At 71.4% G+C, this 23,263-nt stretch carries 19 protein-coding genes; 9 read left to right on the top strand and 10 right to left on the bottom strand.

The annotated features are described in order from the left end of the window. Nucleotides 1-41: 41 nt before the first annotated feature. Nucleotides 42-1,565: a hypothetical protein gene (locus O7553_RS07810; protein ID WP_281554146.1), complete on the bottom strand. Its 1,524-nt coding sequence runs from the start codon at nt 1,563-1,565 to the stop codon at nt 42-44. Nucleotides 1,566-1,791: 226 nt separating this feature from the next. Here O7553_RS07810 and O7553_RS07805 point away from each other — a divergent pair, with 226 nt between their 5' ends. Then, nucleotides 1,792-6,591, top strand: a complete 4,800-nt coding sequence (locus O7553_RS07805) for a family 43 glycosylhydrolase (RefSeq protein WP_281554145.1) — start codon at nt 1,792-1,794, stop codon at nt 6,589-6,591. A 54-nt stretch (nt 6,592-6,645) separates the two neighbouring features. Here O7553_RS07805 and O7553_RS07800 read toward each other — a convergent pair whose 3' ends face one another. Then, nucleotides 6,646-6,879 carry a TM2 domain-containing protein gene (locus O7553_RS07800; protein WP_281554144.1) on the bottom strand — a complete coding sequence of 78 codons (234 nt, stop codon included), beginning with the start codon at nt 6,877-6,879 and terminating at the stop codon, nt 6,646-6,648. A gap of 336 nt (nt 6,880-7,215) precedes the next feature. Between O7553_RS07800 and O7553_RS07795 the strand changes: the two genes are divergently transcribed. The 5 genes from O7553_RS07795 (at nt 7,216) to O7553_RS07775 (ending at nt 11,702) form a co-directional block, all read left to right on the top strand. Then, on the top strand, nt 7,216-8,226 hold the full coding sequence (locus tag O7553_RS07795) for a zinc-binding alcohol dehydrogenase (protein ID WP_281554143.1): 1,011 nt from the start codon (nt 7,216-7,218) through the stop codon (nt 8,224-8,226). Further along, nucleotides 8,204-8,602 carry a 6-carboxytetrahydropterin synthase gene (locus O7553_RS07790; protein WP_281554142.1) on the top strand — a complete coding sequence of 133 codons (399 nt, stop codon included), beginning with the start codon at nt 8,204-8,206 and terminating at the stop codon, nt 8,600-8,602. The genes O7553_RS07795 and O7553_RS07790 overlap by 23 nt, the downstream gene beginning before the upstream one ends. Before the next feature lie 5 nt (nt 8,603-8,607). After that, on the top strand, nt 8,608-9,675 hold the full coding sequence (locus O7553_RS07785) for a glycosyltransferase family 4 protein (RefSeq protein WP_281554141.1): 1,068 nt from the start codon (nt 8,608-8,610) through the stop codon (nt 9,673-9,675). A 33-nt stretch (nt 9,676-9,708) separates the two neighbouring features. Further along, a complete protein-coding gene (locus O7553_RS07780) occupies nt 9,709-10,536 on the top strand; it encodes a class I SAM-dependent methyltransferase (protein WP_281554140.1) in 828 nt (275 codons plus the stop codon). Between the two features lie 146 nt (nt 10,537-10,682). Beyond that, nucleotides 10,683-11,702, top strand: a complete 1,020-nt coding sequence (locus O7553_RS07775; RefSeq protein WP_281554139.1) for a lysylphosphatidylglycerol synthase transmembrane domain-containing protein — start codon at nt 10,683-10,685, stop codon at nt 11,700-11,702. 62 nt (nt 11,703-11,764) lie between these two features. Here the strand turns inward: O7553_RS07775 and O7553_RS07770 are convergent, their stop codons facing one another. Beyond that, entirely contained in the window at nt 11,765-12,457 is a 693-nt protein-coding gene (locus O7553_RS07770) for a dihydrofolate reductase family protein (RefSeq protein WP_281554138.1), read from the bottom strand. Between the two features lie 2 nt (nt 12,458-12,459). Here O7553_RS07770 and ribA point away from each other — a divergent pair, with 2 nt between their 5' ends. Then, the gene (ribA, locus tag O7553_RS07765) at nt 12,460-13,299 is read left to right on the top strand and encodes a GTP cyclohydrolase II (RefSeq protein WP_348651191.1); all 840 of its coding nucleotides are present in this window, start codon (nt 12,460-12,462) and stop codon (nt 13,297-13,299) included. Between the two features lie 51 nt (nt 13,300-13,350). On the opposite strand, the gene O7553_RS07760 is transcribed toward ribA, so the two are convergent. From O7553_RS07760 to O7553_RS07730, 7 genes are all read right to left on the bottom strand, one after another. Then, on the bottom strand, nt 13,351-13,785 hold the full coding sequence (locus O7553_RS07760; protein ID WP_281554136.1) for a hypothetical protein: 435 nt from the start codon (nt 13,783-13,785) through the stop codon (nt 13,351-13,353). 153 nt (nt 13,786-13,938) lie between these two features. Continuing rightward, entirely contained in the window at nt 13,939-15,126 is a 1,188-nt protein-coding gene (locus O7553_RS07755; protein ID WP_281554135.1) for an endonuclease/exonuclease/phosphatase family protein, read from the bottom strand. Continuing rightward, on the bottom strand, nt 15,123-16,169 hold the full coding sequence (locus O7553_RS07750; protein WP_281554134.1) for a glycosyltransferase family 2 protein: 1,047 nt from the start codon (nt 16,167-16,169) through the stop codon (nt 15,123-15,125). Before O7553_RS07750 ends, O7553_RS07755 begins: the two co-directional genes overlap by 4 nt. Before the next feature lie 56 nt (nt 16,170-16,225). Then, entirely contained in the window at nt 16,226-17,215 is a 990-nt protein-coding gene (locus O7553_RS07745; protein WP_281554133.1) for a decaprenyl-phosphate phosphoribosyltransferase, read from the bottom strand. A 48-nt stretch (nt 17,216-17,263) separates the two neighbouring features. After that, the gene (locus tag O7553_RS07740) at nt 17,264-18,322 is read right to left on the bottom strand and encodes an NAD-dependent epimerase/dehydratase family protein (protein ID WP_281554132.1); all 1,059 of its coding nucleotides are present in this window, start codon (nt 18,320-18,322) and stop codon (nt 17,264-17,266) included. Then, on the bottom strand, nt 18,319-19,647 hold the full coding sequence (locus O7553_RS07735) for an aspartate aminotransferase family protein (protein ID WP_281555528.1): 1,329 nt from the start codon (nt 19,645-19,647) through the stop codon (nt 18,319-18,321). The genes O7553_RS07740 and O7553_RS07735 overlap by 4 nt, the downstream gene beginning before the upstream one ends. A 175-nt stretch (nt 19,648-19,822) precedes the next feature. After that, entirely contained in the window at nt 19,823-20,857 is a 1,035-nt protein-coding gene (locus O7553_RS07730) for a lysylphosphatidylglycerol synthase domain-containing protein (RefSeq protein WP_281554131.1), read from the bottom strand. A 556-nt stretch (nt 20,858-21,413) separates the two neighbouring features. Between O7553_RS07730 and O7553_RS07725 the strand changes: the two genes are divergently transcribed. Further along, nucleotides 21,414-22,496, top strand: a complete 1,083-nt coding sequence (locus O7553_RS07725; RefSeq protein WP_281554130.1) for a sensor histidine kinase — start codon at nt 21,414-21,416, stop codon at nt 22,494-22,496. Then, nucleotides 22,493-23,170, top strand: a complete 678-nt coding sequence (locus O7553_RS07720; RefSeq protein WP_281554129.1) for a response regulator transcription factor — start codon at nt 22,493-22,495, stop codon at nt 23,168-23,170. Before O7553_RS07725 ends, O7553_RS07720 begins: the two co-directional genes overlap by 4 nt. Nucleotides 23,171-23,263: the final 93 nt, after the last annotated feature.

Below are 23,263 nucleotides of genomic sequence, written 5' to 3'. Positions count from 1 at the left end.
GGGATGCTAGAGGCCGCCCGCCACCTGCCGGACGGGGACGGCTACCCCGTATGGGACCGGGCGAGACGCCGGTGCTTCTGGTCGTCGGTACGCCGGGCGAGCGCCCGCAGCTCGGCGGGACCGCTCTGCGGCTGGTGGGCGCACCAGGCGGTCAGCAGCCGGGCGGCGCTGTCCGGATCGCTGTCGGCGGCGACCGCCACCACCACCTCGGCGGTCTCGTCCAGCAGGTCCGCGACGGTCGGCACCACCACGCCCTGTTCGCGCAGGTGGTGCCCGACCAGCATGGCACCGAGCGGCGTCAGGCTGATCCTGTCGTCGTCGGTGAGCCGGACCGCGCCGAGGTCGGCCAGCTGCGCGAAGAGCCGGTCGGCGTCGTTGTGGGCGGACTGGCGCCAGGCCTGCTGCTGCTCCTCGGTGCCGCCATACGGCACCAGCATCGACTTCTCCAGCGCCTGGTGCAGCAGCTCGCGCAGGGCCGGGACTGGCAGCGGTTCGGCGGACGAGTAGAGGGTGAGTGCCGTGATGACGACGGCGTCGTCGAACCGCCACCGCATCAACGACTCACGCCAGCCGCTACCGCACACCGCCGCCCCGATCTCGGGCAGCGTCGCGTACAGCCGGTGGGCCAGGGCGAGCGGGTCGGTCAGCAGCTTCGCCGCGCTCTTGACCGGCACGAGCCGTCCCTTGACCATCCGGACCACGCGAGCGGCCCGAGCCCAGGCGACGACCACCGAGAGTCCGTACAGCTCCTCGCTGCTGCGGGTCTTGAACACCCGGTCACCGATGGCCGGGTCGATCACGTCTGCGGTGTCGAGCAGCGGGACCAGTTCCCGGGCGTCGGCCAGCCGCAGGTTGCCGTTCGGGGTCAGGGTTCGACCCGGTCCCACCCAGGCCACGAACTGCCGGACCCGGTGCAGGATCGTCGACGCTTCGGCTGCCGGGCGCAACTCGGCGTCGTCCGGGACGGTCACCAGCGGCAGGGTCGGTGGACGTTGCGCGCCGTCGGATGCCGCCCGGTGGTTGGCCATGATTTGGTTGAGCAGGTCCTGGTCGACGGAGATCCGGCCGGCGTGCACGTCGGCGATGAACGCCTGGGCGGCCGCGTTGTCGGTCGGATCGACGCCTTCGCGCATCATCCGGGTGGTCCAGTACTTCGCCGGACCGTAGCGCCGCTCGTCGGCCAGCGCCTCGGCGACCGGTCCGGCCAGCTCGTCGAGCGTGGTGTGCAGCAGGTCCCGGTCGGCGCAGTGCCGGTCGGCGAACCCTTCGTCGAACAGGAAGTCGACGAATCCCCGTACGCTCGGCACGACGGCGTCCCAGTCGTCCGGGTGCATGGTGACGTGTCGGGGGAACCCGTCGAGCAGCGCGGCGGTGAGGTCGTCGGGGTGCCACCGGCCGAGCAGACCGTCACCGTGACTCCACCGGTACTCCAGCAGTGTCTCGATCACGAACGGGTCGAGCTCGGTGCGCCGCTGCCGACGCGCCCACTTGCCGACCCGGCCGACCAGCCGTTGCCGGGCGTGGTGGAAGGTGTCGGGGTCCGCCGACGTGTAGACCGTCCTCATGCCGCGCGACCCTACCGTCCGCCGCTGCCCGAGGCGGAGGGGCCATGCCGATGGGCATCTTGACGGCGGGGTACGCCCCGGTTAACACTCTCGCAACCGCCGAGTCACGGCGACGAATCGGGTGAACTCTGACCCGACCACCGTCCGCCAGGTGTTGTTAACGCTAACAACTGCTGATACCGACGCTCAGACCGCAAATCCGGACGCCTCCCAGGAGGAGACACTCATGCCGCAGCGGGATCGACCGCGTACCGCCCCACCTCGACGAACAGCCCTGGCGTCGCTCGCCGCCCTCGCCCTCACCGCCAGCCTGCTGGCCGCCGGCCCGACCACCGCCACCGCGGCCGGACCGACCGACGGACTCGTCCTCTGGTACGAACTGGACGCCACCGCCGGAACCGTCGCCACCGACACGTCCGGCAACGACCGGCACGGCACCGTGCACGGTGCCGCCGCCTGGTCCGGCGCCGAAGGGCTCGGCCTCAACGGCAGTGACACGTACGTGGACCTGCCCGACCACGTGCTGCGCGACCTCGACTCGGTCACCGTGGCGATGGACGTGTTCATCGACCCGGCCCAGGTCACCCCGTACTTCATCTTCGGGATGGGCAACACCAGCGGCGGCACCGGCGACGGATACCTGTTCGCCACCGGCGACCAGTTCCGCGCCGCCATCGCCAGCGGCAACTGGTCCACCGAGCAGAACACCCGACCGAACCCGTCCCGCAACCTCGCCCGGGGCGTCTGGAAAAACCTCACCTACACCCAGACCGGCAACACCGCAGTGCTCTACGAAGACGGCGTCGAGGTCGGCCGCAACACCGCGGTCACCATCACCCCGGCGTCGATCGGAGACGGCACCACCACCGCCAACTACATCGGACGCTCGGTCTACACCGGCGACCGCCACCTCGCCGGCCGGGTGCGTGACTTCCGCATCTACGACCGGGCGGTCACCGCCGACGAGGCCGCCCAGATCGGTGAACGCGCGGCCGCCGCGGTCGTCGCCCACGACGCGGCCGCGCTGGATCTCGGCGACACCAGCCGGATCACCGCCGACCTCCGGCTACCGGCAACCGGGCCGGGCGGCTCGGCCATCGACTGGACCTCCAGCGACCCGGCGGTGGTCACCACCGACGGTACGGTGACCCGACCGGAAGTCGGCGAACCAGACGCCCAGGCCACGCTCACCGCCACCCTGCGCCGGAGCACCGTCACCGACAGCAGGAGCTTCGAGGTGACCGTGCTGGCCGAATTCGACGACGCGCGGATCGTCGACGACGCTGCCGCGGCGCTGACCGTGCACGACGTCGACGACGTCCGCGGCAACCTGACCCTGCCCACGACGGGCGCCGACGGCACCACAGTGGCCTGGGCGTCGGACGACCCGGCGGTGATCGCCACCGACGGCGTGGTCAACCGACCGGCGCCCGGCTCCGCCGGCACCACCGTGACCCTGACCGCCACCGTCACCCGCAACGCGGCCAGCGCCACCCGCGAGTTCACCGCCACCGTGCCGGCGCTGCCGGCTCCGGCCGACCGCACCGGCTACCTGTTCAGCTACTTCACCGGGGAGGGCACCGCCGACGGCGAGCAGGTCTACTTCGCCCTCAGCCAGGGCAACGACCCGCTGCGCTGGCAGCAGCTCAACGACGGCCGGCCGGTGCTCACCTCGACGCTCGGCGAGCAGGGCCTGCGGGACCCGTTCATCATCCGTTCCCCGGACGGCGACAAGTTCTACCAGATCGCCACCGACCTGCGGATCCACGGCAACGGCGACTGGGACGGCGCGCAGCGCCACGGCAGCAGGTCGATCATGGTGTGGGAATCCACCGACCTGGTCGACTGGACCGACCAGCGCCTCGTGCAGGTCTCCCCCGACACCGCCGGCAACACCTGGGCGCCGGAGGCGTACTACGACCCGACGATCGGCGCGTACGTCGTCTTTTGGGCGTCCAAGCTGTACGCGGCCGACGACCCGGACCACACCGGGAACACCTACAACAAGATGCTGTACGCCACCACCCGCGACTTCCACACCTTCTCCGAACCGCAGGTGTGGGTCGACCCCGGCTACTCGGTCATCGACTCGACGGTGATCGACCACGACGGCGTCTACTACCGGTTCACCAAGGACGAACGCAACAACTCGTCGTCGACGCCGTGCAGCAAGTTCATCCTGGCCGAGACGTCGACGTCACTGCGCGACACCGGCTGGGACTTCCTGGCCGACTGCATCGGCCAGGGCGTGATGTCCCAGGGTGAAGGACCCACCATCTTCAAGTCGAACACCGAGGAGAAGTGGTACCTGTTCATCGACGAGTTCGGTGGGCGCGGCTACCTCCCGTTCGAGACCACCGACCTCGCCTCCGGGGTATGGACGCCGTCGAGCGACTACGCGCTGCCGGCCAGGCCCCGGCACGGCACCGTACTGCCGGTCACCCGGGCCGAGTACGACGCGCTGCTCGCCGCGTACGGACCGGACCCGGGGCCGGAGCCGCCGGCCGACGGACTGCTGCTGCACTACGAGTTCGACGAGGCCGGCGGCAGTGTCGCCACCGACTCGTCCGGGCAGGGCCGGCACGGCCGCTACGAGCGGACCCCGGCGTTCGGCACCGGCGTCGACGGCGGCTCGTTCAAGATGAGCGGCGGCGGCAGCGGCTCGACCACCGCGCCGTACGTGACGATCCCCAACGGGGTGTACGCCGGGGTCACCAGCACCACCGTGGCGACCTGGGTCAAATGGGACGCCTCCAGCACCGCCAACCAGTGGATCTACGGACTCGGTCCAAACAGCGACCGCTACCTGTTCAGCACGCCGCGCAGCGGCGGCGGGGTGCTGTTCTCAGCGATCACCACCGGCAGTTGGCAGGCCGAGAAGCAGCTGCGGGCGTCGTCGGCGCTGACCGGCGACGAATGGAAGCACCTCGCGGTGACCGTCGACTCGGCCACCCGTACCGCCGTCATGTATCTCGACGGGGTCGAGATCGCCCGGGCCACCGACGTAGCGGTCCGCCCGTCGGACCTGCACGACCCGACCCGCGACTACGCTGGCTACATCGGACGCTCGCTGTACGGCGCGGACCCGTACTTCGCAGGGGAGGTGGACGACTTCCGGATCTACAACCGGGCGTTGACCGCCGACGAGGTGTACGCCCTGGGCGGCGACCCGGCGGCGATCACCGGCGCCACCGTGGCGCAGCTCAAGGTGGACGCCATCATCGACGCCGACACCCGACGGATCATCCTGCCGGTCCGGCCGGACACCGACCTGACCGCCCTGGCCCCGGAGCTCACCCTGGCCCCCGGCGCCACCGTCGCGCCGGCATCGGGCACCGTACGGGACCTGAGCACACCGGTGACGTACACGGTCACCGGCGCCGACGGCTCCACGGCGACCTGGACCGTCGAGGCCCGGCTGATGCGTTCGCCGGTGCTGCCCGGCCTGTACGCCGACCCGAACATCGCGGTGTTCGGCGACCGGTTCTACCTCTACGCCACCACCGACGGGTTCGCCGGCTGGAGCGGCACGAAGTTCTCGGTGTTCTCCTCGGCGGACCTGGTGAACTGGACCGACCACGGGGTCATCCTGGACCTGGAGACCGACGTCGACTGGGCGGACAACAGTGCCTGGGCGCCGACGATCGCCGAACGCGACGGCAAGTGGTACTTCTACTTCAGTGGCGGGAAGGCCACCGGCGACACCGGCAAGCACCTGGGTGTCGCGGTCGCCGACTCACCGACCGGGCCGTTCCGCGACGCGCTCGGCGAGCCGCTGGTGTCGGCCGGGACGTACTCCGGCCAGATGATCGACCCGGCGGTGTTCACCGACGACGACGGCCGGTCCTACCTGTACTGGGGCAACGGCGCCTCCTACCAGGTGCCGCTGAACGACGACATGGTGTCGTTCGACCCGACCGCGGTGCGCACCTACCGGCCGGACGGCTACAACGAGGGCACCTTCGTGATCAAGCGTGACGGCCGTTACTACTTCATGTGGTCGGAGAACGACACCCGCAGCGAGGACTACCAGGTGGCGTACGCCGTCGGTGACTCGCCGCTCGGGCCGTGGGGTCCCCGGGAGGGTGTCATCCTGCGCAAGGACCTGTCGTTGGGCGTCAAGGGCACCGGGCACCACTCGGTGGTACGGATCCCCGGCACCGACGACTGGTACGTCGCGTACCACCGGTTCGCGATCCCGGACGGGGACGGCACCCACCGGGAGACGACCATCGACCGGCTGCGCTTCGCCGCCGACGGCTCCATCGTCCCGGTGGTGCCGACCCTGGAGAGCGTCGAGCCGATCCGGCCGGTCAACACCGCGCCGACGGTGATCGCCGTCACCGGTGCGGCCGGGCCGGTCGCCGCCGGCACCGAGGTCAGGGTCACCGCGACGTTCACCGACGCCGGCGCGGACGACACGCACCGGTGCGTGCTGGTCTGGGGCGACGGCACCGTCGACGCCGGCACGGTCGACGGGTCGGCCTGCGTCGCGGCGCACACGTACGCCGAACCGGGTGTGTACCGGCCGACGGTCACGGTGATCGACGACCGGGATGCCGCGCACACTCTGGCCGGCGGGTATCTGGCGGTACGCCGGACCGACGGCGGGTACGTGGCCGGCTCCGGCTGGATCACCTCACCGGCCGGGGCGTACGTCGCCGACGCGCGGGTGGCCGGGCGGGCCGAGTTCGGGTTCGTCGCGGCCACCGGCCCGGAGACGACCGGGCCAGGTCCGGTGGCGCTGCGGTTGCGCCTCGGCGAGTGGGAGTTCGCCGCCACCAGCCACCGTGGGTACGTCGTCGACGGTCCACAGTTGCGGTTCAACGGCCGGGGGACGGTCAACGGCGCCGGCGACTACGAGTACCTGGTCGGGTTGAACGACGAGGCGCTGCGGGAGCAGGGCAAGGACCGGTTCTGGATCCGGATCCGGGAGGCGGCCACCGGGACGGTCGTCTACGACAGCCGGACCAACGCCAGCACAACCGCGCTCGGCGGCGGAGCGGTCGTCGTCGACGTCTCGTGACGCGGCTGGGGCGCTACCCGTACGGGTAGCGCCCCAGCCTGCGGGTTCCGCCGATCACTTGGCCAGCGGCTGGCCCTGCTTGTCGGTGAACTTGCCGATCAGGATGACGATGAAGTCGATCAGCGCCCAGAGGCCCAGTCCACCGAAGGTGACCAGCATCAGAACGCCGGTCCCGATCTTGCCAACGTAGAACCGGTGCGCTCCGAACCCACCGAGGAAGAAGCTGAGCAGCAGCGCGACGAGCCAGGACTTCTGCTCGGTGGCCGGTACGGCCGTGGTCTGCGACATGTATACCTTCCAAAATAGACAATCGGCACGCGGTCCCCCGTGACCGATGTGGTGGTTCGTCGTCCAGGACCGGTCGGTCTGGACAGCGACACGGCACAGTACCGCAGAACGGGCCGCAGGGGTGACCGGTCCACCAGCGCTCGGCGTCGATTCGGTGGTACACCGAGGGCCGCAGGTTCGGGCCAGCCGACCGGCCCGGCAGTACTTCCCGGCTACGGACCACCGGCGCGCGGACTCACCAGGGCGGCCGGTCACCAGCTGTCATGATCCGCGCCGGGCTATCGTTACCGAGGCCAGCGAGGCGAGGCACCGACGAGAGACGAGGGGAGCGGGTAGATGACGCTGCGCGATCATGCGTTCTGGCTGCGTACCCCGGGCACCGGCGAGATCCGGCCGGTCGAGGTCGATTCGCCCGGCCCCGGCGAGGTCCTGGTGCGGACCCGGTTCACCGGGCTCAGCCGGGGCACCGAGACGCTGGTCTTCCGGGGCGAGGTGCCGCCCAGCCAGTACGCCGCGATGCGCGCCCCCTATCAGGACGGCGACTTCCCCGCACCGGTCAAGTACGGCTACCTCAACGTCGGACAGGTCGAGCAGGGCCCAGCCGAGCTCGTCGGGCGTACCGTCTTCTGCCTCTACCCGCACCAGACCCGCTACGTCGTGCCGGCCGACGCGGTCACCGTGGTCCCGGACAGCGTGCCGCCCCGCCGCGCCGTGCTCGCCGGCACGGTGGAGACCGCGGTCAACGCCCTGTGGGACGCCGCTCCCCTGCTCGGTGACCGGATCACCGTGGTCGGCGCCGGCATGGTCGGCGCCACCGTCGCCGCGCTCGCCGCCCGGTTCCCCGGCGTACGGGTCGAACTGGTCGACATCGACCCCGCACGGGCCGTGACCGCCGCCGCGCTCGGCGTCGGCTTCGCCCACCCGGACGCCGCCACCGACGGGTGCGACCTGGTGTTCCACGCCAGTGCCACGTCGGCCGGGTTGACCCGGTCGCTGGAGTTGCTCGCCGCCGAGGGCACGGTGGTCGACCTCAGCTGGTACGGCGACCGCCCGGTCACCGTGCCGCTCGGCGAACACTTCCACTCCCGCCGGTTGACCGTACGTAGCAGCCAGGTCGGCCGGGTCGCCCCGGCCCGGCGCGAGCGGCACGGGTACGCCGGACGGCTCGCTCTCGCCTTGGACCTGCTCGCCGACGAGAGGTTCGACACGCTGCTGACCGGCGAGAGCAATTTCACCGACCTGCCCGGAGTGCTGCCCCTGCTCGCGGCCGGCGAGTTGCCGGCTTTGTGCCACGTGATCCGCTACCCCGACTGGAGGATGAGAAATGTTCAGCGTCACCGTACGTGACCACATCATGGTCGCCCACAGCTTCACCGGTGACGTGTTCGGCCCGGCGCAACGGCTGCACGGGGCCACCTTCGTCGTCGACGCTACCTTCAAGCGCACCGACCTCGACAGCGACAACATCGTCGTCGACATCGGTCTGGCCACCGAGCAGCTCAAGGCCGTACTGGCCGAGTTGAACTACCGCAACCTCGACGACGAGCCGGCGTTCGCCGGGGTCAACACCTCCACCGAGTGGCTGGCCAAGTTGATCGCCGACCGGCTGGCCGACCGGGTACACGCCGGCGACCTCGGTGCCGGTGCCCGTGGGCTGACCGCAATCGGCGTCACCCTGCATGAGTCGCACATCGCCTGGGCGAGCTACGAGCGGGCGCTCTGACGTCGATGGTCGTCGTGGTACTGCCCGGCAATGTGGACGACCCGACCGCCCCCAGTGGTGGCAACGCCTACGACCGGCAGGTCTGCGCCGGTCTGGTCGCGACCGGACGACCGGTACGGGAGATCGCTGTCCCCGGTGCCTGGCCGCGCCCGGACCGGACCAGCCGGGCCGCGCTCGCCGGCCTCCTCGCCACCCTGGCCGACGGCACGGTGGTGCTGATCGACGGTCTGGTCGCCTGCGGGGTGCCCGAGGTGGTCGGACCGCACGCCGACCGGCTACGGCTGGCCGTGCTGGTCCACCTGCCACTGGCCGACGAGACCGGGCTGGACCCGGCCGAGGCGGCCGCCCTGGAGCTGGCCGAACGCGCGGTGCTCGGCTCGGCGGCGGCGGTGATCGCCACCAGCGACGCGACGGCACGCCAACTCGCCACCCGCCACAGCCTGTCCGCCGACCGAATCCGGGTGGCGCTCCCGGGTGTCGCACCGGCACCCCTGGCCAGCCGGGACCCGGCCGGCCGACGGCTGCTCTGCGTCGCGTCGGTCACCCCCCGTAAGGGCCACGACGTACTCGTCGAGGCGCTCGCCACCGTCACCGACCTGGGCTGGGAATGTGTCTGCGTGGGAGCGCTGACCGCCGCCGCGTACGTCGACCAGGTCCGGCAGCGGATCGCGTACCACCGGCTCGGGGACCGCGTCACGCTGGCCGGGCCCCGGGCGGCGGCGACGTTGGCCGGCACTTACGCCGACGCCGATCTGCTCATCCTGCCGTCGCACGCCGAGACGTACGGCATGGTAGTCACCGAGGCGCTGGCCTGCGGCATCCCGGTACTGGCCAGCGATGTCGGCGGGGTGCCGCAGGCGGTCGGTCGCACCGACGCGGGTGAGCGCCCCGGCCGGCTGGTACCGCCCGACGACCCGGCGGCGCTCGGTGCGGCGGTACGCCGCTGGCTGACCGACGGCGACGAGCGGGAGCGGTTGCGGGCGGCCGCCGTCGCGCGCCGGGCCGGGCTGCCTGATTGGGCGGACACCGCCACCAGGGTCGGCGCGGTACTGCACGAACTGGGTTGGCGCTGACGGCGGCGCCCCGCCCCAGCGGAGGGAGACTTCATGGAGACGATTGAGTCGGCCGGCTACAGCCCGGCGTGGTTGGGGCTGCGGGAGCCCGCGGACGCGAAGGCGCGCTCTGCGGAACTGGTCGCCGAGGTACGCCGGCTGCTCACCGGCGCTGCCCGCACCGAAGTACACGACCTCGGCTGCGGCACCGGGTCGATGGGTCGTTGGCTGGCCCCGCAACTGCCCGGTGCCCAGCACTGGGTGCTGCACGACCGCGACCGCGAACTGCTGCGCCATGCCGAGGCCCGGATGGCCCCGGCGGCGTCCGACGGCGCGCCGGTCACCGCGACGGTACGCCGCGACGACGTCACCGCGCTCACCGTCGACGACCTGGCCGGCGCCGACCTGGTCACCGCCTCGGCGCTGCTGGACCTGCTCACCGCCGACGAGGTGGACCGGCTGGCGGCGACCGTCCGGGCGATCGCCTGTCCGGCGTTGCTGACCCTGACCGTGGTCGGTGACGTACGGTTCGATCCCGCAGAACCGCTCGACGGGGAGCTGACGGCCGCGTTCAACGACCATCAGCGGCGGCACAGCGCGGGTCGGCCGCTGCTCGGCCCGTCGGCGGTGGAATCGGCGACCGAGGCGTTCACCCGGCACGGGGCAACCGTGCTGGTGCGGCCCAGCCCGTGGCGGCTCGGCCCGGAGCAGGCCGAGCTGACCGAACGGTGGCTGGACGGCTGGATCGCGGCGGCGTACGAGCAGCGGCCGGAGCTGGCCGCCCGGCCGGGGGGCTACCGGCGCCGCCGGCTCGCCGCTGCCGCCGCCGGTGAGCTGGGGGTCACCGTGGAACACCGGGACATGTTGGTCGTGCCCGGCTGAGTTCCACTCAGCGTCCTTCCGGTGCCGGGCAGGTGAACCGGAGGCGGCACCGCCGCGTATCTGTCGGCGGAGGCTCATCGAGGGGGGCACGTAATGCACAGGGCGAAGAGCCCGCTGCGCACGGCCGGCACCGGCCGTGACGCACGGTGAAGGGCAAGGTCTGGGCCTGGCTACGACTGACGGGTGGGGCAACCATCCTCGGGCTGCTGGCCTGGCGGCTCGGCACCAACGCGTTCCTGGACGGGATGCGGGTGATCGACGTGCGGGTGCTGCTGCTCGCGGTCGGGATCGGGTTGTTGACCACGGTCTGCAGCGCTTGGCGGTGGTGTCTGGTCGCCCGGGGGATGGGGCTGGCGCTGCCGCTGGCCGGGGCGGTCGCCGACTACTACCGGGCGATCTTCCTCAACGCCGCGCTGCCCGGTGGGGTGCTGGGTGACGTGCACCGCGCGGTCCGGCACGGCCGTGAGGTGGCCGACGTGGGCCGGGGGGTACGCGCGGTGGTGCTGGAGCGGACCGCCGGTCAGCTGGTGCTGTTCGCGGTCGCCGCAGGGGTGCTGCTGACGCTGCCGGTGCCGGCATCCGCGCGGCTGGTCACCGCGGCTCAGGTGACGGTGGCCATGGTCGCGGCGGCGGCGCTGGTGGTGGCGATGTTCGTGGCGGTACGCCGCCGTCGGCCACAGGTCCGTCGAGCGGACGCCGCCGGGTCCGGCAGGTCCTGGTGGACCCGCGCGGTGGGGCGGACTGTCGCCGACCTGCGCAACGGTTTGCTGGCTCGACGGACCTGGCCCGGGGTGGCGTTGCTGTCGGTCGCCGCGCTGGCCGGTCACCTCGCCACCTTCCTGGTCGCGGCCCGCGCCGCCGGGTCGACGGCTCCGCTGCACCAACTGGCACCGTTGATGGTGCTGGCGTTGTTGGCGATGGCGGTGCCGTTGAACGTCGGCGGCTGGGGGCCGCGGGAAGGGGTGACCGCGTGGGCGTTCGGCGCCGCCGGGCTCGGCGCGGGCCTCGGGTTGACCGTGGCGGTGGTGTACGGCCTGCTGGCGTTGACGGCGAGCCTGCCGGGTGCCGGTGTGCTGGCGGCCCGCTGGTTGCGTCGGCTGCCGGCGGCCCGGCAACGGCCACCACTGCGGCTACGGCTACGGCTGCGACCGCGTCCGGCGACGTGACGGCCTGCGGCGTGACGGCACACAACGGCGGGCCCCGGCCATCGGCTGGTCGGGCTGGCCGACTACTGCTCGCCGAACCGGGACGACAGGGCGTAGCGCAACAGGGCCACGTCGCCGATCTGGCGGACCTCGACCAGCGTCGCCCGCCGGTCGGCGTGCCACGGGAAGTTGCCGTCGCCGACGAACCGGGGTGCCCGGGAGTCGCCGACGAAGATCGGGGCGACCACCAGGTGCAGTTCGTCGGCCAGCCCCGCGGTGAGGAACTGGGTGTGCACCCGTCCGCCACCTTCGACCATCAACCGGCCGACGCCCCGTACATGCAGGTCGCCGACGACCCGTCGCAGGTCGACCGGGTCACCGCAGTCGACGACGCTGGCGAGTCCGGCGAGTCGGCTGCGGGCGCTGTCCAGGCTCGCCGTGGCGCAGTACACGACCTTGTCGACGTCGCCGACGGTGAAGAACCGCGCCTGCGGGTCGAGGTCGGCGCTGCCGGTGACGGTGACCTTCATCGGGGTGGGTGGGTGGCCGGCGGCCACCCGCCGACGCCGGCGGTCCGCCGACCGGACCAGCAACCGAGGGTCGTCGCGGCGCACCGTGCCGGCCCCGACCAGGATCGCGTCGCAGTCGGCGCGTACCGCGTCGACCCGGTCGAAGTCGGCGTCGTTGGACAGCAGCAGACGCCGCCCGCTCGCGTTGTCCAGATACCCGTCGATCGACATGCCGCAGCTGAGCAGGACGTAGGGTCGCTCAACCACTGATGGCACCTCCTCGACGACCGAAAGATAGCCTGCATGCGAGGCCGGCACACATTCTCCCGTACGGCTCATGTGTCGGTGCCGGCCGGACCGGCGCCGACGCTCTGTGCAGCACATCACCGATAGGACGTACGATGCTTGAACCGCCGCCCCACGCTCCGGTCAACGGTAAGCTCGCCGCCACCAACGGGACGGGTCCCGCGCCGACGGCGACGGTCCGCCGACAGGTCACGGTGCCGCTGCGGTTCCCCGACGGCTACACCGCCAGCGCCCGGGTCTTCACCTTCGACGGTCTGGCCGACCGCCGCGAGCACGTGGCGCTGGGCCTGGGCGACTGGCACCGGGCACTGGAACCGGCCGGCGACGGCGGTGACCCACCGCTGGTACGCCCGCACAGTGAGTGCCTGACCGGCGACGTGTTCGGCAGCCAACGGTGTGACTGCGGCCCGCAGCTGCGCGAGGCGGTGGAGCGGATCGCCGCCCGCGGCGGCTTCCTGCTCTACCTGCGGCAGGAAGGGCGGGGCATCGGGCTGTACGCCAAGCTCGACGCCTACGCGCTGCAGGACGCCGGGTTGGACACCTTCGAGGCGAACGTGGCCCTGGGCCGGGGCGAGGACGAACGCGACTACACGGTAGCGGCGCAGATGCTGCTCGCGCTCGGCGTGCACCGGGTAGCCCTGCTCAGCAACAATCCGGACAAGGCGGCACAGCTCACCGGGCTCGGGGTCACGGTGACCGAACAGATCCCCACCGGTGTGCACGTCTCAGCGGCGAACGTGCGCTACCTGGCCGCCAAGGCGAACCACGCCGCACACACCATCGATCTGTCGGTGACCGACTGACGGAGCCGGTCACCGGCAGATCGACAGCTCATCGGCCCGGTGCGGCGGCGGTCACTCGCCCGACGGAGCGGGCAGGGTGACGCCGAGCCGGACCGGGGCGCCGAAGTCCGGCGTACCGTCGGCGTTCCAGGTGAACTTCTGGGCCCGGGTGGACCGGTTCATGTCGCAGCCGCCGGACGCCGAGTCGTTGCCGTGGTTGCTGCCCGCGTTGTAGGTGCCGAGCAGGTAGAGGTTGTTGTTGACCCGCAGCACGCTGGCGTCGAGTTGCCAGTCGCTGCCGAGGTCGGCCTTGAAGGTGTACGGCCCCATCGGGTCGGTGCCGGCGCTCTCCAGTACGTGCAGCCGCTGGGTCGGGTTGAAGTCGGCGACGTTGCGCCCGGCCACGCAGTACAGATACCAGCGCGGCCCGTTGGGCCCGTCGATCAGGTGGAACTCCGGCGCCCACATGTTGCAGCAGCCGTTGGACCGCCCGGCGAGGTTGAACACGGTCGTGCCGAGCTCGCACCCGGGGACCGGGACGCGGCCGGCAGGCTGCTCGGCGAAGCTCGCCGGTTGTTGGAGCGGTGCGGCATGGTCGCCCGGACGCCCGAGGTGGACAGCCAGCTGGCGACAGCCGGCATCGCGGCCAGCTGAATCCGCTCAGCTCACCGAGACGGTGACAAGCTGTCCCCGGTGGTCGCTCATCCCCCGGCCCGGCACCATCCGATAGTCGTGGACCCGGACCGGACCGGCGGTGAACGCCCAGTCCAACCGCCACAGCGGGATGTTCCCGTCCGGCCAGGAGACCGGGTGGATCTGCTGGCTGGCGGGGAGCGCGTCCCGCAGCCGGCGGCCGAGGGCACGCAACTCGCCCATCGCCGCTGTCGCGTTGAAGTCGCCGGCCAGCAGCACCGGTGCCGGGTTGCCGGCGAGGTCGGCCACCACCGCCCGGTGATGGGCCTGCCGACGGATCTCCTGCGCCCGCATGAAGGCGGTGAACTCGGGCCGTCGCGGGTCCATCGAGACGTCCAGCTGCACCGGGATGTGCACGTTGTACGCCGAGAACACCGTCCCACCCACCAGCAGGTCGGTCCGCAGGATCTTGTGCCGGTAGTAGTCGGCGAAATCGGAGCCGGGCGGCGGACCGCCCAGCTGTCGGTCGGTCAGGTAAGGCGTGGCGTCCAGCGCATGGTGACGTACCACCGGGTACCGGGACATCGTCAGCAGCTCGCCGACCGCGACGATCTGGTAGTCGGGGAACCGTTCGCGCAGTTCGGCGCGGTGGTCGACGCGGACCGGACGGTGCCCGGCGAGATCCCAGCCGACGTGCTCGCTGAGCAGGTAGACGTCGGCCCGCTGATCGGCCAGGTAGGCGTAGAACCGCTCCGGGTCGTCGCCGTCGTGCCAGTACTCGGTGTTCCAGGCGAACACCCGAATCGCGTCGGCGGGGACGGGCGCAGCGGTGTCGCGTCCGCCCGGCAGGGCATGCACGTTCAGCCCGGCCAGGTCGGCGCCGAGCACCAGACAACCGACGACAACCAGGGCGAGCCGGGCGCGGACCGGGCGGGCCAGCAGCGTCAGCGGTGCCAGCAGCAGCGGCACCGCGACAAACAGCAGCGGCGGCATCAGCTCGAACGGACGCCACCACCACTGCGTACCGGTGAGGGTCAGGAACACCGCGAGGAACACGCTCCAGCCAGCGACGGTGGCGAACACCAGCCGGGTACGCGGTGGCCAACGTCGACGCCGGTGGCCGCCGGGACCGCGGCCCGCCGGTCCGTCCCCTGGGGCCGCTGGCGGCGCGGCGGTCCGGGCCGCGCCGCCAGCGGCGGCAAGCAGGTGGCTCATGCCGGTGTCCCGGTCGCCGTCGAGGCGGCCGGCACGGCGGTGGACGGCCACTGTGCGTCGTACAACCGGCGGAACCGGCCCGACACCAGCCACTGCAGGACGCCGACCGCGATGCCGGTGGAGATGGCCACGTTGGTCGCGAACGCGACGGCGGTGAAAACCGTCAGGAAGCCCGCGCCGCGCCGGCGCAGCACGTAGCGGTACATCGCGGCGTCACCGGCGAGCATCCCCGCGAGCAGCGCCCCGGTGGCCAGTAACGCCCACGGGCTCAGCACGACCAGTGGCAGACTGGCCAGCACACCGAGCGCGGCGAGCGCGGCGAGCGAACGTGAGGCGCTCTCGAAGCCCTTGGCGAAGCGCCGACGCCGGGCGAACAGCGGCACCCGCAGCCGTGCCCGGCGGAACAGCTTGCGCATCAGCGGCAGCAGCTTGTCGTCGTCGTCGTGCCAGCCCCGGACCGCGTCGGTGACCCGGATCTGGTAGCGGGTGGACATCCGCTGCCCGTAGTCGACCTCCTCGGTCTGGCGCAGCCGGGGATTGAACGGGCCGACTTCGTCGAACACCCGCCGGGGGATCGCGGTCAGCGACGAGAACAGGAAACTGACCTCGCCGAGCGATGCCATCCGCCAGCAGTACGCCTGCAGCACCCGGCACTGCTCCACCACGCTGTCGCGGATCAGCGGCTCATCTTCGTAGATGCCGCAGACCGCACCGTACTCGGGATGCGCGCGCAGTTCGGCGACCGCCGTCTCGATAGCGTCCGGCCGCAGCGCCACGTCCGAATCGACGAAGAACAGGATCTCGCCACGGGCCGCGGCGGCCCCCATGTTGCGGGCCACCGCGACGCCGCTGTTGCGGGCGGTCCGCAACACCGTGACGGCCCGCTGCCGGGCGATCGCCAGTGAGTCGTCGGTGCTGTGGTCGTCGACAACGATGACCTCGATCGGACGGTACGTCTGGTCCAGCGCCGCGTCGACGCACCGGCCAATGGAGTTGCCGTAGTTGTAGTTCGGGATGATGACGGACACGAGCGGGTCGGCCATTGCTGCTCCTTGTCGGGTTGGGGCGGTAGTCGGCTGAGGGTGGGCCCGGCCGTCGGTCAGCGCAGCCGGGCGGTGAGATCGAGCGGCACGGCGTAGTGCGCGGCGAGCAGCGTGCCGGCCAGCAGCACGCCCCACAGCAGGGCGTTGACGACCATGACCCGGTCGCGCAGCAGAATCCGGGTCGGTTCCCCGCCGTCCCCGTCGATCACCAGGACCTGCAGGTACCGGGCGACAGCGAAGAACGCGAACGGCACCGAGCCGAGCAGGGCCAGACCGGTGTACGGGTCGGCCACCGTCTCCTGCAGGGAGAACAGGAAGGCGACCACGGTCAGCACCGCGCAGAAGACGATGAGGTGATCGAGGTACTGGACCGAGTACCCGCGCAGCGACGGCCGGTGGTCACTGCCGGAGACGGTCACCTCGTGCCGCCGCTTGCCGAGGATGAACAGCAGGCACAGGGCGAAGACCGCGACCAGCAACCACCGGCCGACCGGTGCGCCGACGGCCAGCTGACCCTGGACGACCCGCAGCACGAAGCCGACCGCGACCACGCACACGTCGACCAGTGGCAGGTGCTTCAGGCCGCAGCTGTAGGCCAGGTTGAGTACCAGGTAGCCGGCGATCGGCCACCAGGCGATGGTCGGCCCGAGCAGCACCGCGGCGGCCAGCAGCAGCGCCAGGGCAAGACCGACGGCGTACGCCACCGGGACACTGATCCGACCGGCGGCGATCGGCCGGTGGCGTTTGGTGGGATGGGCCCGGTCCCGGTGCCGGTCGTAGACGTCGTTGCCGACGTACACCAGGGACGAGGCGAGGGTGAACAGTACGACCGCCCAGCCGGTCCGGGCCAGCGGTCCCGGCCCCAACGCCGGTGCGTCGATCAGGGCGAGCGGAACTACCAGCAAATTCTTCGCCCACTGGTGCGGACGGATCAGACTGATCAGGTCGGTCAGCAGGCCGGGCCGGCGGGCGCCGGCCGGCGGTGGGGTCGGGTTGGGCCCGGCGGTGGGACCGGTGCCGATGGGCTGGTCGATGGCGATGGTCACGACGAGCTCCGGTGGGTGTGGGAGGCGTGGGGTGAGCTACCGGACGGTTCAGAAGACGGCCTTGGCCAGGCTCAGGACGCCCTGTTTCCACGGATCCCGGCTGGTCCGACCGGCCGACGGGCCGCCAGCGGGTGCGGCGGCGCGGTTGGTTCGCCACCAGTGGTACGTACGCAGGATCGCGTCGCGGTTGGAGTACTGCGGCCGCCAGCCGAGGACCTCGCCGGCCTTGTCGATGCTGACGTACGAGTCGTTGCACAGCTTGTGGACGAGCCGCCCGTACACCGGCGACAGCCGCAGCCGTTCGAGCAGTCGCAGAACGGCGACGGCGGGGCGCGCCGGGATCGACACCACCCGCCCGCCGTGCCCGGCCGCGTCGAGCACCGCCTGGAAGTCGTCCCGCAGCGTGCCGAACTCGGCCGCGCCCAGGTTGAACGTGTCGTTGGCGTGGTCGGCGGGAGCGTGCAGGACGACCCGGACCGCGTCGACCAGGTCCTCCACGGCGAACATCTGGATCCGCACGTCGCCCCGGCCGAGCACCGGAAAGCTCCGGCCCTCCTCGGCCCATTCGAACAGCATCGCGAACAGGCCCATCCGGCCAGGACCGAGGAAGGTCTTCGGTCGCAGCATCGGCACGCACATCCCGCTGGCCCGCGAGCGCTCACCGACCTCCTCGGCGGCGGCCTTCGCCCGGCTGTACGGGTCCACCGGGCTGCGCGGATGGTCCTCGGTGGTCGGCACCTGTACGGGCAGCCCGTACACGGCGGTGGTCGAGATGTGCACGACCCGGTCGGCGCCGACCGCCCGGGCGGCGTCGAGCACGTTGCGGGTGCCGTCCACGATGATCGACCGGATCTCGGGTTCCGGGTAGCTGGGCAGCGCTGCGGCGGTGTGCACCACCACGTCCGTACCGCGCAGCGCCGCGCGGACCCGGGCTGCGTCCCGCACGTCGGCGGTCAGGTAGTCGACGCCGGGCACCGGTTCGGCCGGTGGCCGCAGGTCGACGCTGCGTACCTGCCATCCGTCGCCGGCCAGGGACCGCACCAGGTTGCCACCGAGCATGCCGCTGCCGCCGGTCACGGTCACCGTCCCGGCCGCGGCCCCGCTCACCACAGCGACGACACCTTCTCGGCCACGAAGCGGGCCAGCAGCCGGGTCATGCCGAGTGAGAGAGTCCGGTCCAGGCAGTCGAGGAAGTGCTCGACCTCGGCGGTTTCGACGACCAGTGGTGGCCCCACCACCAGCGGGTTTCTGCCGTTGAGTGTGTAGTAGCTGTAGATGTCGTGGTCGCGGTAGAGGGCGTTGATCACCGCGCAGGTGACGAGCTTGGTGCCGAACTGCGGATCCTTGGCGAGCCCGCCCGGTGCGACCCTGGCCGCCAGGTCCAGCGAGCGGGCGCTGTTCAGGAAGACGCCCCAGAGCGCACCGGCACCCCGTACCTCGGTCACCACGTCGGGATGTTCCTTGGCGATCCTGGCGAGTCCTGGCGCGAGCACCCGCTCGATGGCCCGTGCCCGGGCCGGGAAGTCCTCGTCGACCACCACGTTGATCGCCTCGATCGCGGTCGCGGTCTCCTCGCCGAAGCCGTAGTAGGTGGTGCTGGTGCTCTGCAACAGCGCGTCGTTGAGGCTGCCGTACGCCTTGGTGAAGATCCGCCGCCGGGCCACGTACGCCGAGATCGACGACTTTCCCCCGCCGAAGGACTTCGAGGTGGTCACCACGTCGGGGATGAGCCCGGGGTAGCGCATGAAGTGGAACATGGTCCCGGTCTTGCCCCATCCGGTGTAGATCTCGTCGAAGATCAACACGATGTCCTCGCGGGTGCACAGCTCACGCAGGCCACGCAGGAACTCCTCCGAGCACCACCGCATCGTCGAGGCGCTGAACGGCTCGATGAGGATGGCGTACACGTCGCTGCGGCCCTTACGGTCGCGGCTGGCCTCCACCGCCGCCCGTACGGCGGCCAGGTCGTCGTAGTCGAACGACACCACCCCGGGGATGCCGGGGAAGGCAAAGTGGTTCTGGGTGCTGCCGGTGAGGCTGCCGGAGCCGAGCAGCTTGCCGTGGAAGCTGATGTCGCTGCGCAGGATCGTGTTGCGCCGCCCGCCGTGGTACTTGTACGCCAGCTTCACCGCGCCCTCGACGGCCTCCGCGCCGGAGTTCGGCAGGAACGACATGTCGAGGTCGCCGGGCAGGACGGCGGCCAGGTTGTGTGACAGCGCGGCGAGGTACGGCGAGAAGTAGGTCTTGTGCACCTCCATCCGCTGCCGCTCGGCGAACCGGCGTCGGGCAGCCACGATGCGCGGATGGTTGTGGCCGTGGTTGAGCACGCCGACGCCGCCGGTGAAGTCGAGAATCCGCCGGCCGTCGCGGGTGTGGATGTAGGCGCCTTCGGCCCGGTCGGCGAGTTCCCGGCCGAACCCGAACGAGGTCATCAGGCTGACCTGGCCCTTGTTCACGTGCCGGCGGTAGAGGTCGTGCACCTGCTCGACGCTGAGCTGTTCGGCGTCGTCGATGGACAACAGTGGTGGCATCTCGCTGGGTCCTTTCTTTCTCTGATCGCGGCGAGCAGGTGCCCGCCGATGGTGGGCGGTGGCGTGCGGTAGCGGGTCAGAACGAAGCCGGGGCCGGGGACCGTTCCGCCGAGGTGTCCGTCGACGTGGCGGCCGCCCGCGCGGCACGCCGGTCGCGCAGCGCGGTCACGAGCAGGGCGGCCCCGGCGGTGAGGACCTCGGCGAGCGTGCAGAGCACCCGGCTGGCGATGGCGGTGGTGACCGCCGCCGGCAGCGGCAGCACGACGGTGAGGGCGGCGATCAGCAGGACGTCGCGCACCCCGACGCCGTCCGGGACGAACAGGGCCAGGGTGCCGGCCACGCTGGCGATCGCGAAGGCGCCCAGGGCCACTGGCAGCGCCTCGACCGGTGCGGCGCCCAGCAGGGTGGCGACCAGCCAGACGTGCACCCCGAACAGCACCCACGAGGCCGTCTGCCAGCCGATCGACCGCCGCAGGTGCTCCGGCCGGGCCAGCCGGGCCGGCTGCGGGCGACGGGCCAGCCTGGCCGCCACGGCCACCACCCGGTCGACCAGCGCCGGCCGGACGAGCAGCAGCCCGAGCAGCGCGCCGAGGGCCGGGAAGAGCCAGAGTGCGTGGGCGCCGAGCAGGGCCGGCGCGACCAGCAGGCCGACGGCCCCACCGCTGAGCAGCACCACCACCACGTTCACCAGGTAGATTCCGGCCATTCTGGAATGGCTCACCCCGGCCCGCTCGCCGAGCTTGAGCAGGGCGAGCAGTCCCCAGACCCGGCCGGGCAGGAACTTGCCGAGGAAGCCGACGAAGAACATCCGGACACCGGCGGTGACCGGCACCGGCGCGCCGGTCGCCGAGATCGTCAGCAGCCAGGCGCGGGCGGCGCAGAGCAGGCCGCCCGAGGTGACCGCGAGCGCCGCGGCCAGCGCCGGTACCGTCCGCGGGCGAGTCAGCTGGCCGAGCGTCGACCAGTCCTGGTCACGTAGTGCGAGCGCGACGGCGACGCAGACGGCGACCACGAACGCCCCGACGACCAGCCGCCCGACGAGTCGGCGACCACGCCGGGCAGTGCCGGTTGCCGGCTCTCGGCCGGCGGGTGTCGGCGCGTCTGTGGCCATGACGGCCTGCTCCTCTCCTCGTGTCGGACGGTTCGTCGGCGGGCCGCCCGCGCAGGGCAGATCGTGGCCCGACCAGGCTCACCACCACGACAATCGTCAATGGGTCGACGGTAGGGGCCGGCCCTTGGGCCGGCCAAGGTGGCAGAGCCCCACTCGCCGACAAACTCCATGAAGGTGGCGACACCGGCTACGACGAAGGACGCGCGACGCCTCGACCAACGACGCGTACGGATGCAGCCGGGACGCACGTGCACCGCCGGTCGGACGACGCGCGGGCGGGCGGGCGGAACGCAGGCCGTCGGACGAGGTTTCGCCATCCACCCCGGAAGCACGACAAACAGGCCGACCAAGTCCGACCGGTTAGGATTACAGTTGATTTATATCGGTAAATTACTAAAGCAACACTTATGGCCTGCATAAATCGTGACCACAGGCTACATACAAGCGGCCCGGGCAGGGATAATCCAATCCCGACACTCAGACCCCGCAAGGGGTGGATGTTCCAGTCGGGAGCGCTATCATAAGTCTCCGTGACAGGAGTCGACGGGGAGGCCTCTTGACAACTGGGCGTGACGCGGACGCGGCCCGAAGCCCGGACACCACGGGGATCCTCGACGAGATCCTCAGCGCGTTCACCAGGGCCCTGCGGCGGCAGGGCAGCCAGTTGATCAGCCGGCCCGAGGTCGTCGACCAGCTCGCCGGCCAGGTCGCGTCGGTCCTCGACGACGTGGCGGCTCAGCTCGAACTGCCGGACGCACCCCGGGTAGCGCTGACCGGTGAGGCTCGACTGTCCAGTGTTGAAATCGGCGCGCAGCGGGCCGAGCACGGCATCCATCCGGTGGAGTCGCTACGCGCCGCCATCACGTTGTTCGAGGTCGGCCTGCCGATCATCAATCGGGAGTTCGCGCCCTCCGACAACATCAGCGCGACCCGGATCAGCAAACTGTTCCATAAGGCGATCATGGCGCGGGTCGCCGTCGGATCCCTGTCCTACGTGACGTTCCTGATGACAAAGCTGCAGGAGTCCCGGCAGGAGGAACGGCGACGGATAGCTCGCGAGTTGCACGACCGGGTGCTGCACGGCATGAGCCTGACGCTGCACCGACTGGACCTGAACCGGCACTACGCCGAACACGACCAGGCGCGTGCGCGGGCCCATCTCGACAGCGCGGTCGAGTACCTCGGCGAGGCGGTGCGCACCGTACAGCAGCTCTCCGCTGAGCTGCGCCGTTGCGTCGGCGAGGAGGGCCTGGCGAGCGCGCTGCGCGACTACCTGAAGGTGACGACACCACCATCGGTACGGGCCTCGCTGCGCATCGCCGGCGATGTCAAGGCCCTGCCGCCGGACACCGCCGAGGAGCTCTACCTGATCCTGCGCGAGGCGGTCCGCAACGCGCTACGCCACGCCGCACCGCGCCGGCTGGACGTCACCGTCGACATAGCTGCCACCGAGGTGCGCGCCGTGGTCTCCGACGACGGACAGGGCTTCGACCCGGGTGGACCGGACCGGGCCGGCGGCGGACTACCGTCGATGCGGGAGCGGGCACTGCTGCTACGGGGCCGACTCGCCATCGTCAGCGAGCCAGGCAAGGGCACCCGCATCGAGGTACGGGTCCCGCTGATGGAGAGCGGGCTTTGACCGCCCCGGACCGGCCGCAGATCCGGGTCTGTCTCGCCGACGACCACACGCTGATGCGCGACGGCATCCGCGAGATGCTCTGCACCGATGCCGGATTCACGGTCGTCGGCGAGGCGTCGACCGGGCCGGAGGCGGTGGCCGTGTGCGTCCGGTTACGACCCGACGTCCTGCTGCTGGACGTGGAGATGCCCGGCCTCGGCGCCGCCGCCGTCGTCCGCCAGGTCGGCCGGGCCGCCCCACAGACCCGGGTCGTCGTGGTGACCATGCACGACGACCCGGACCTCGTGTCCGAACTGCTGGCGGCCGGCGCGGTCGCGTACCTGCTCAAGACGATCCTGCGGGACGAACTCGTCGCCGCCGTCCGGTCGGTGGTGCGCCGGCCCATGCAGAACGTCCTGCTGGCGGTGTCCCGCGCGACCGTGGAACGACTCGACCGGCAGCGACCGCGCACCACGACACCGTTGACCGAACGCGAGTTGGAGGTGCTGCGGTTGACCGCCGAGGCGCTGAGCAACGCCCAGATCGCCGGTCGGCTCTGCATCACAGAGGCCACCGTCAAACGGCATCTGACGAACATCTACGCGAAGCTGCGCGCGGTGTCGCGAGTCGACGCGGTCCGCAAGGCCACCGCCGCGCGGCTGATCAAGCCGGTGCCGCAGGCACCGGTCAGCTGACCGGGCTCGCCCGCATCGCCGCACTTCGGCGCTCGGCGTCGCCGCTGGCCACCGCCGGGCCTGGCATGAACATTCGGCCTAGGGTCCGCGATG

It is taken from the genome of Solwaraspora sp. WMMA2059 (assembly GCF_027497315.1).
Lineage (GTDB): Bacteria > Actinomycetota > Actinomycetes > Mycobacteriales > Micromonosporaceae > Micromonospora_E.
Note: the sequence above shows the minus strand (reverse complement) of the source record. Positions and strands in the feature narration are given on the sequence as shown.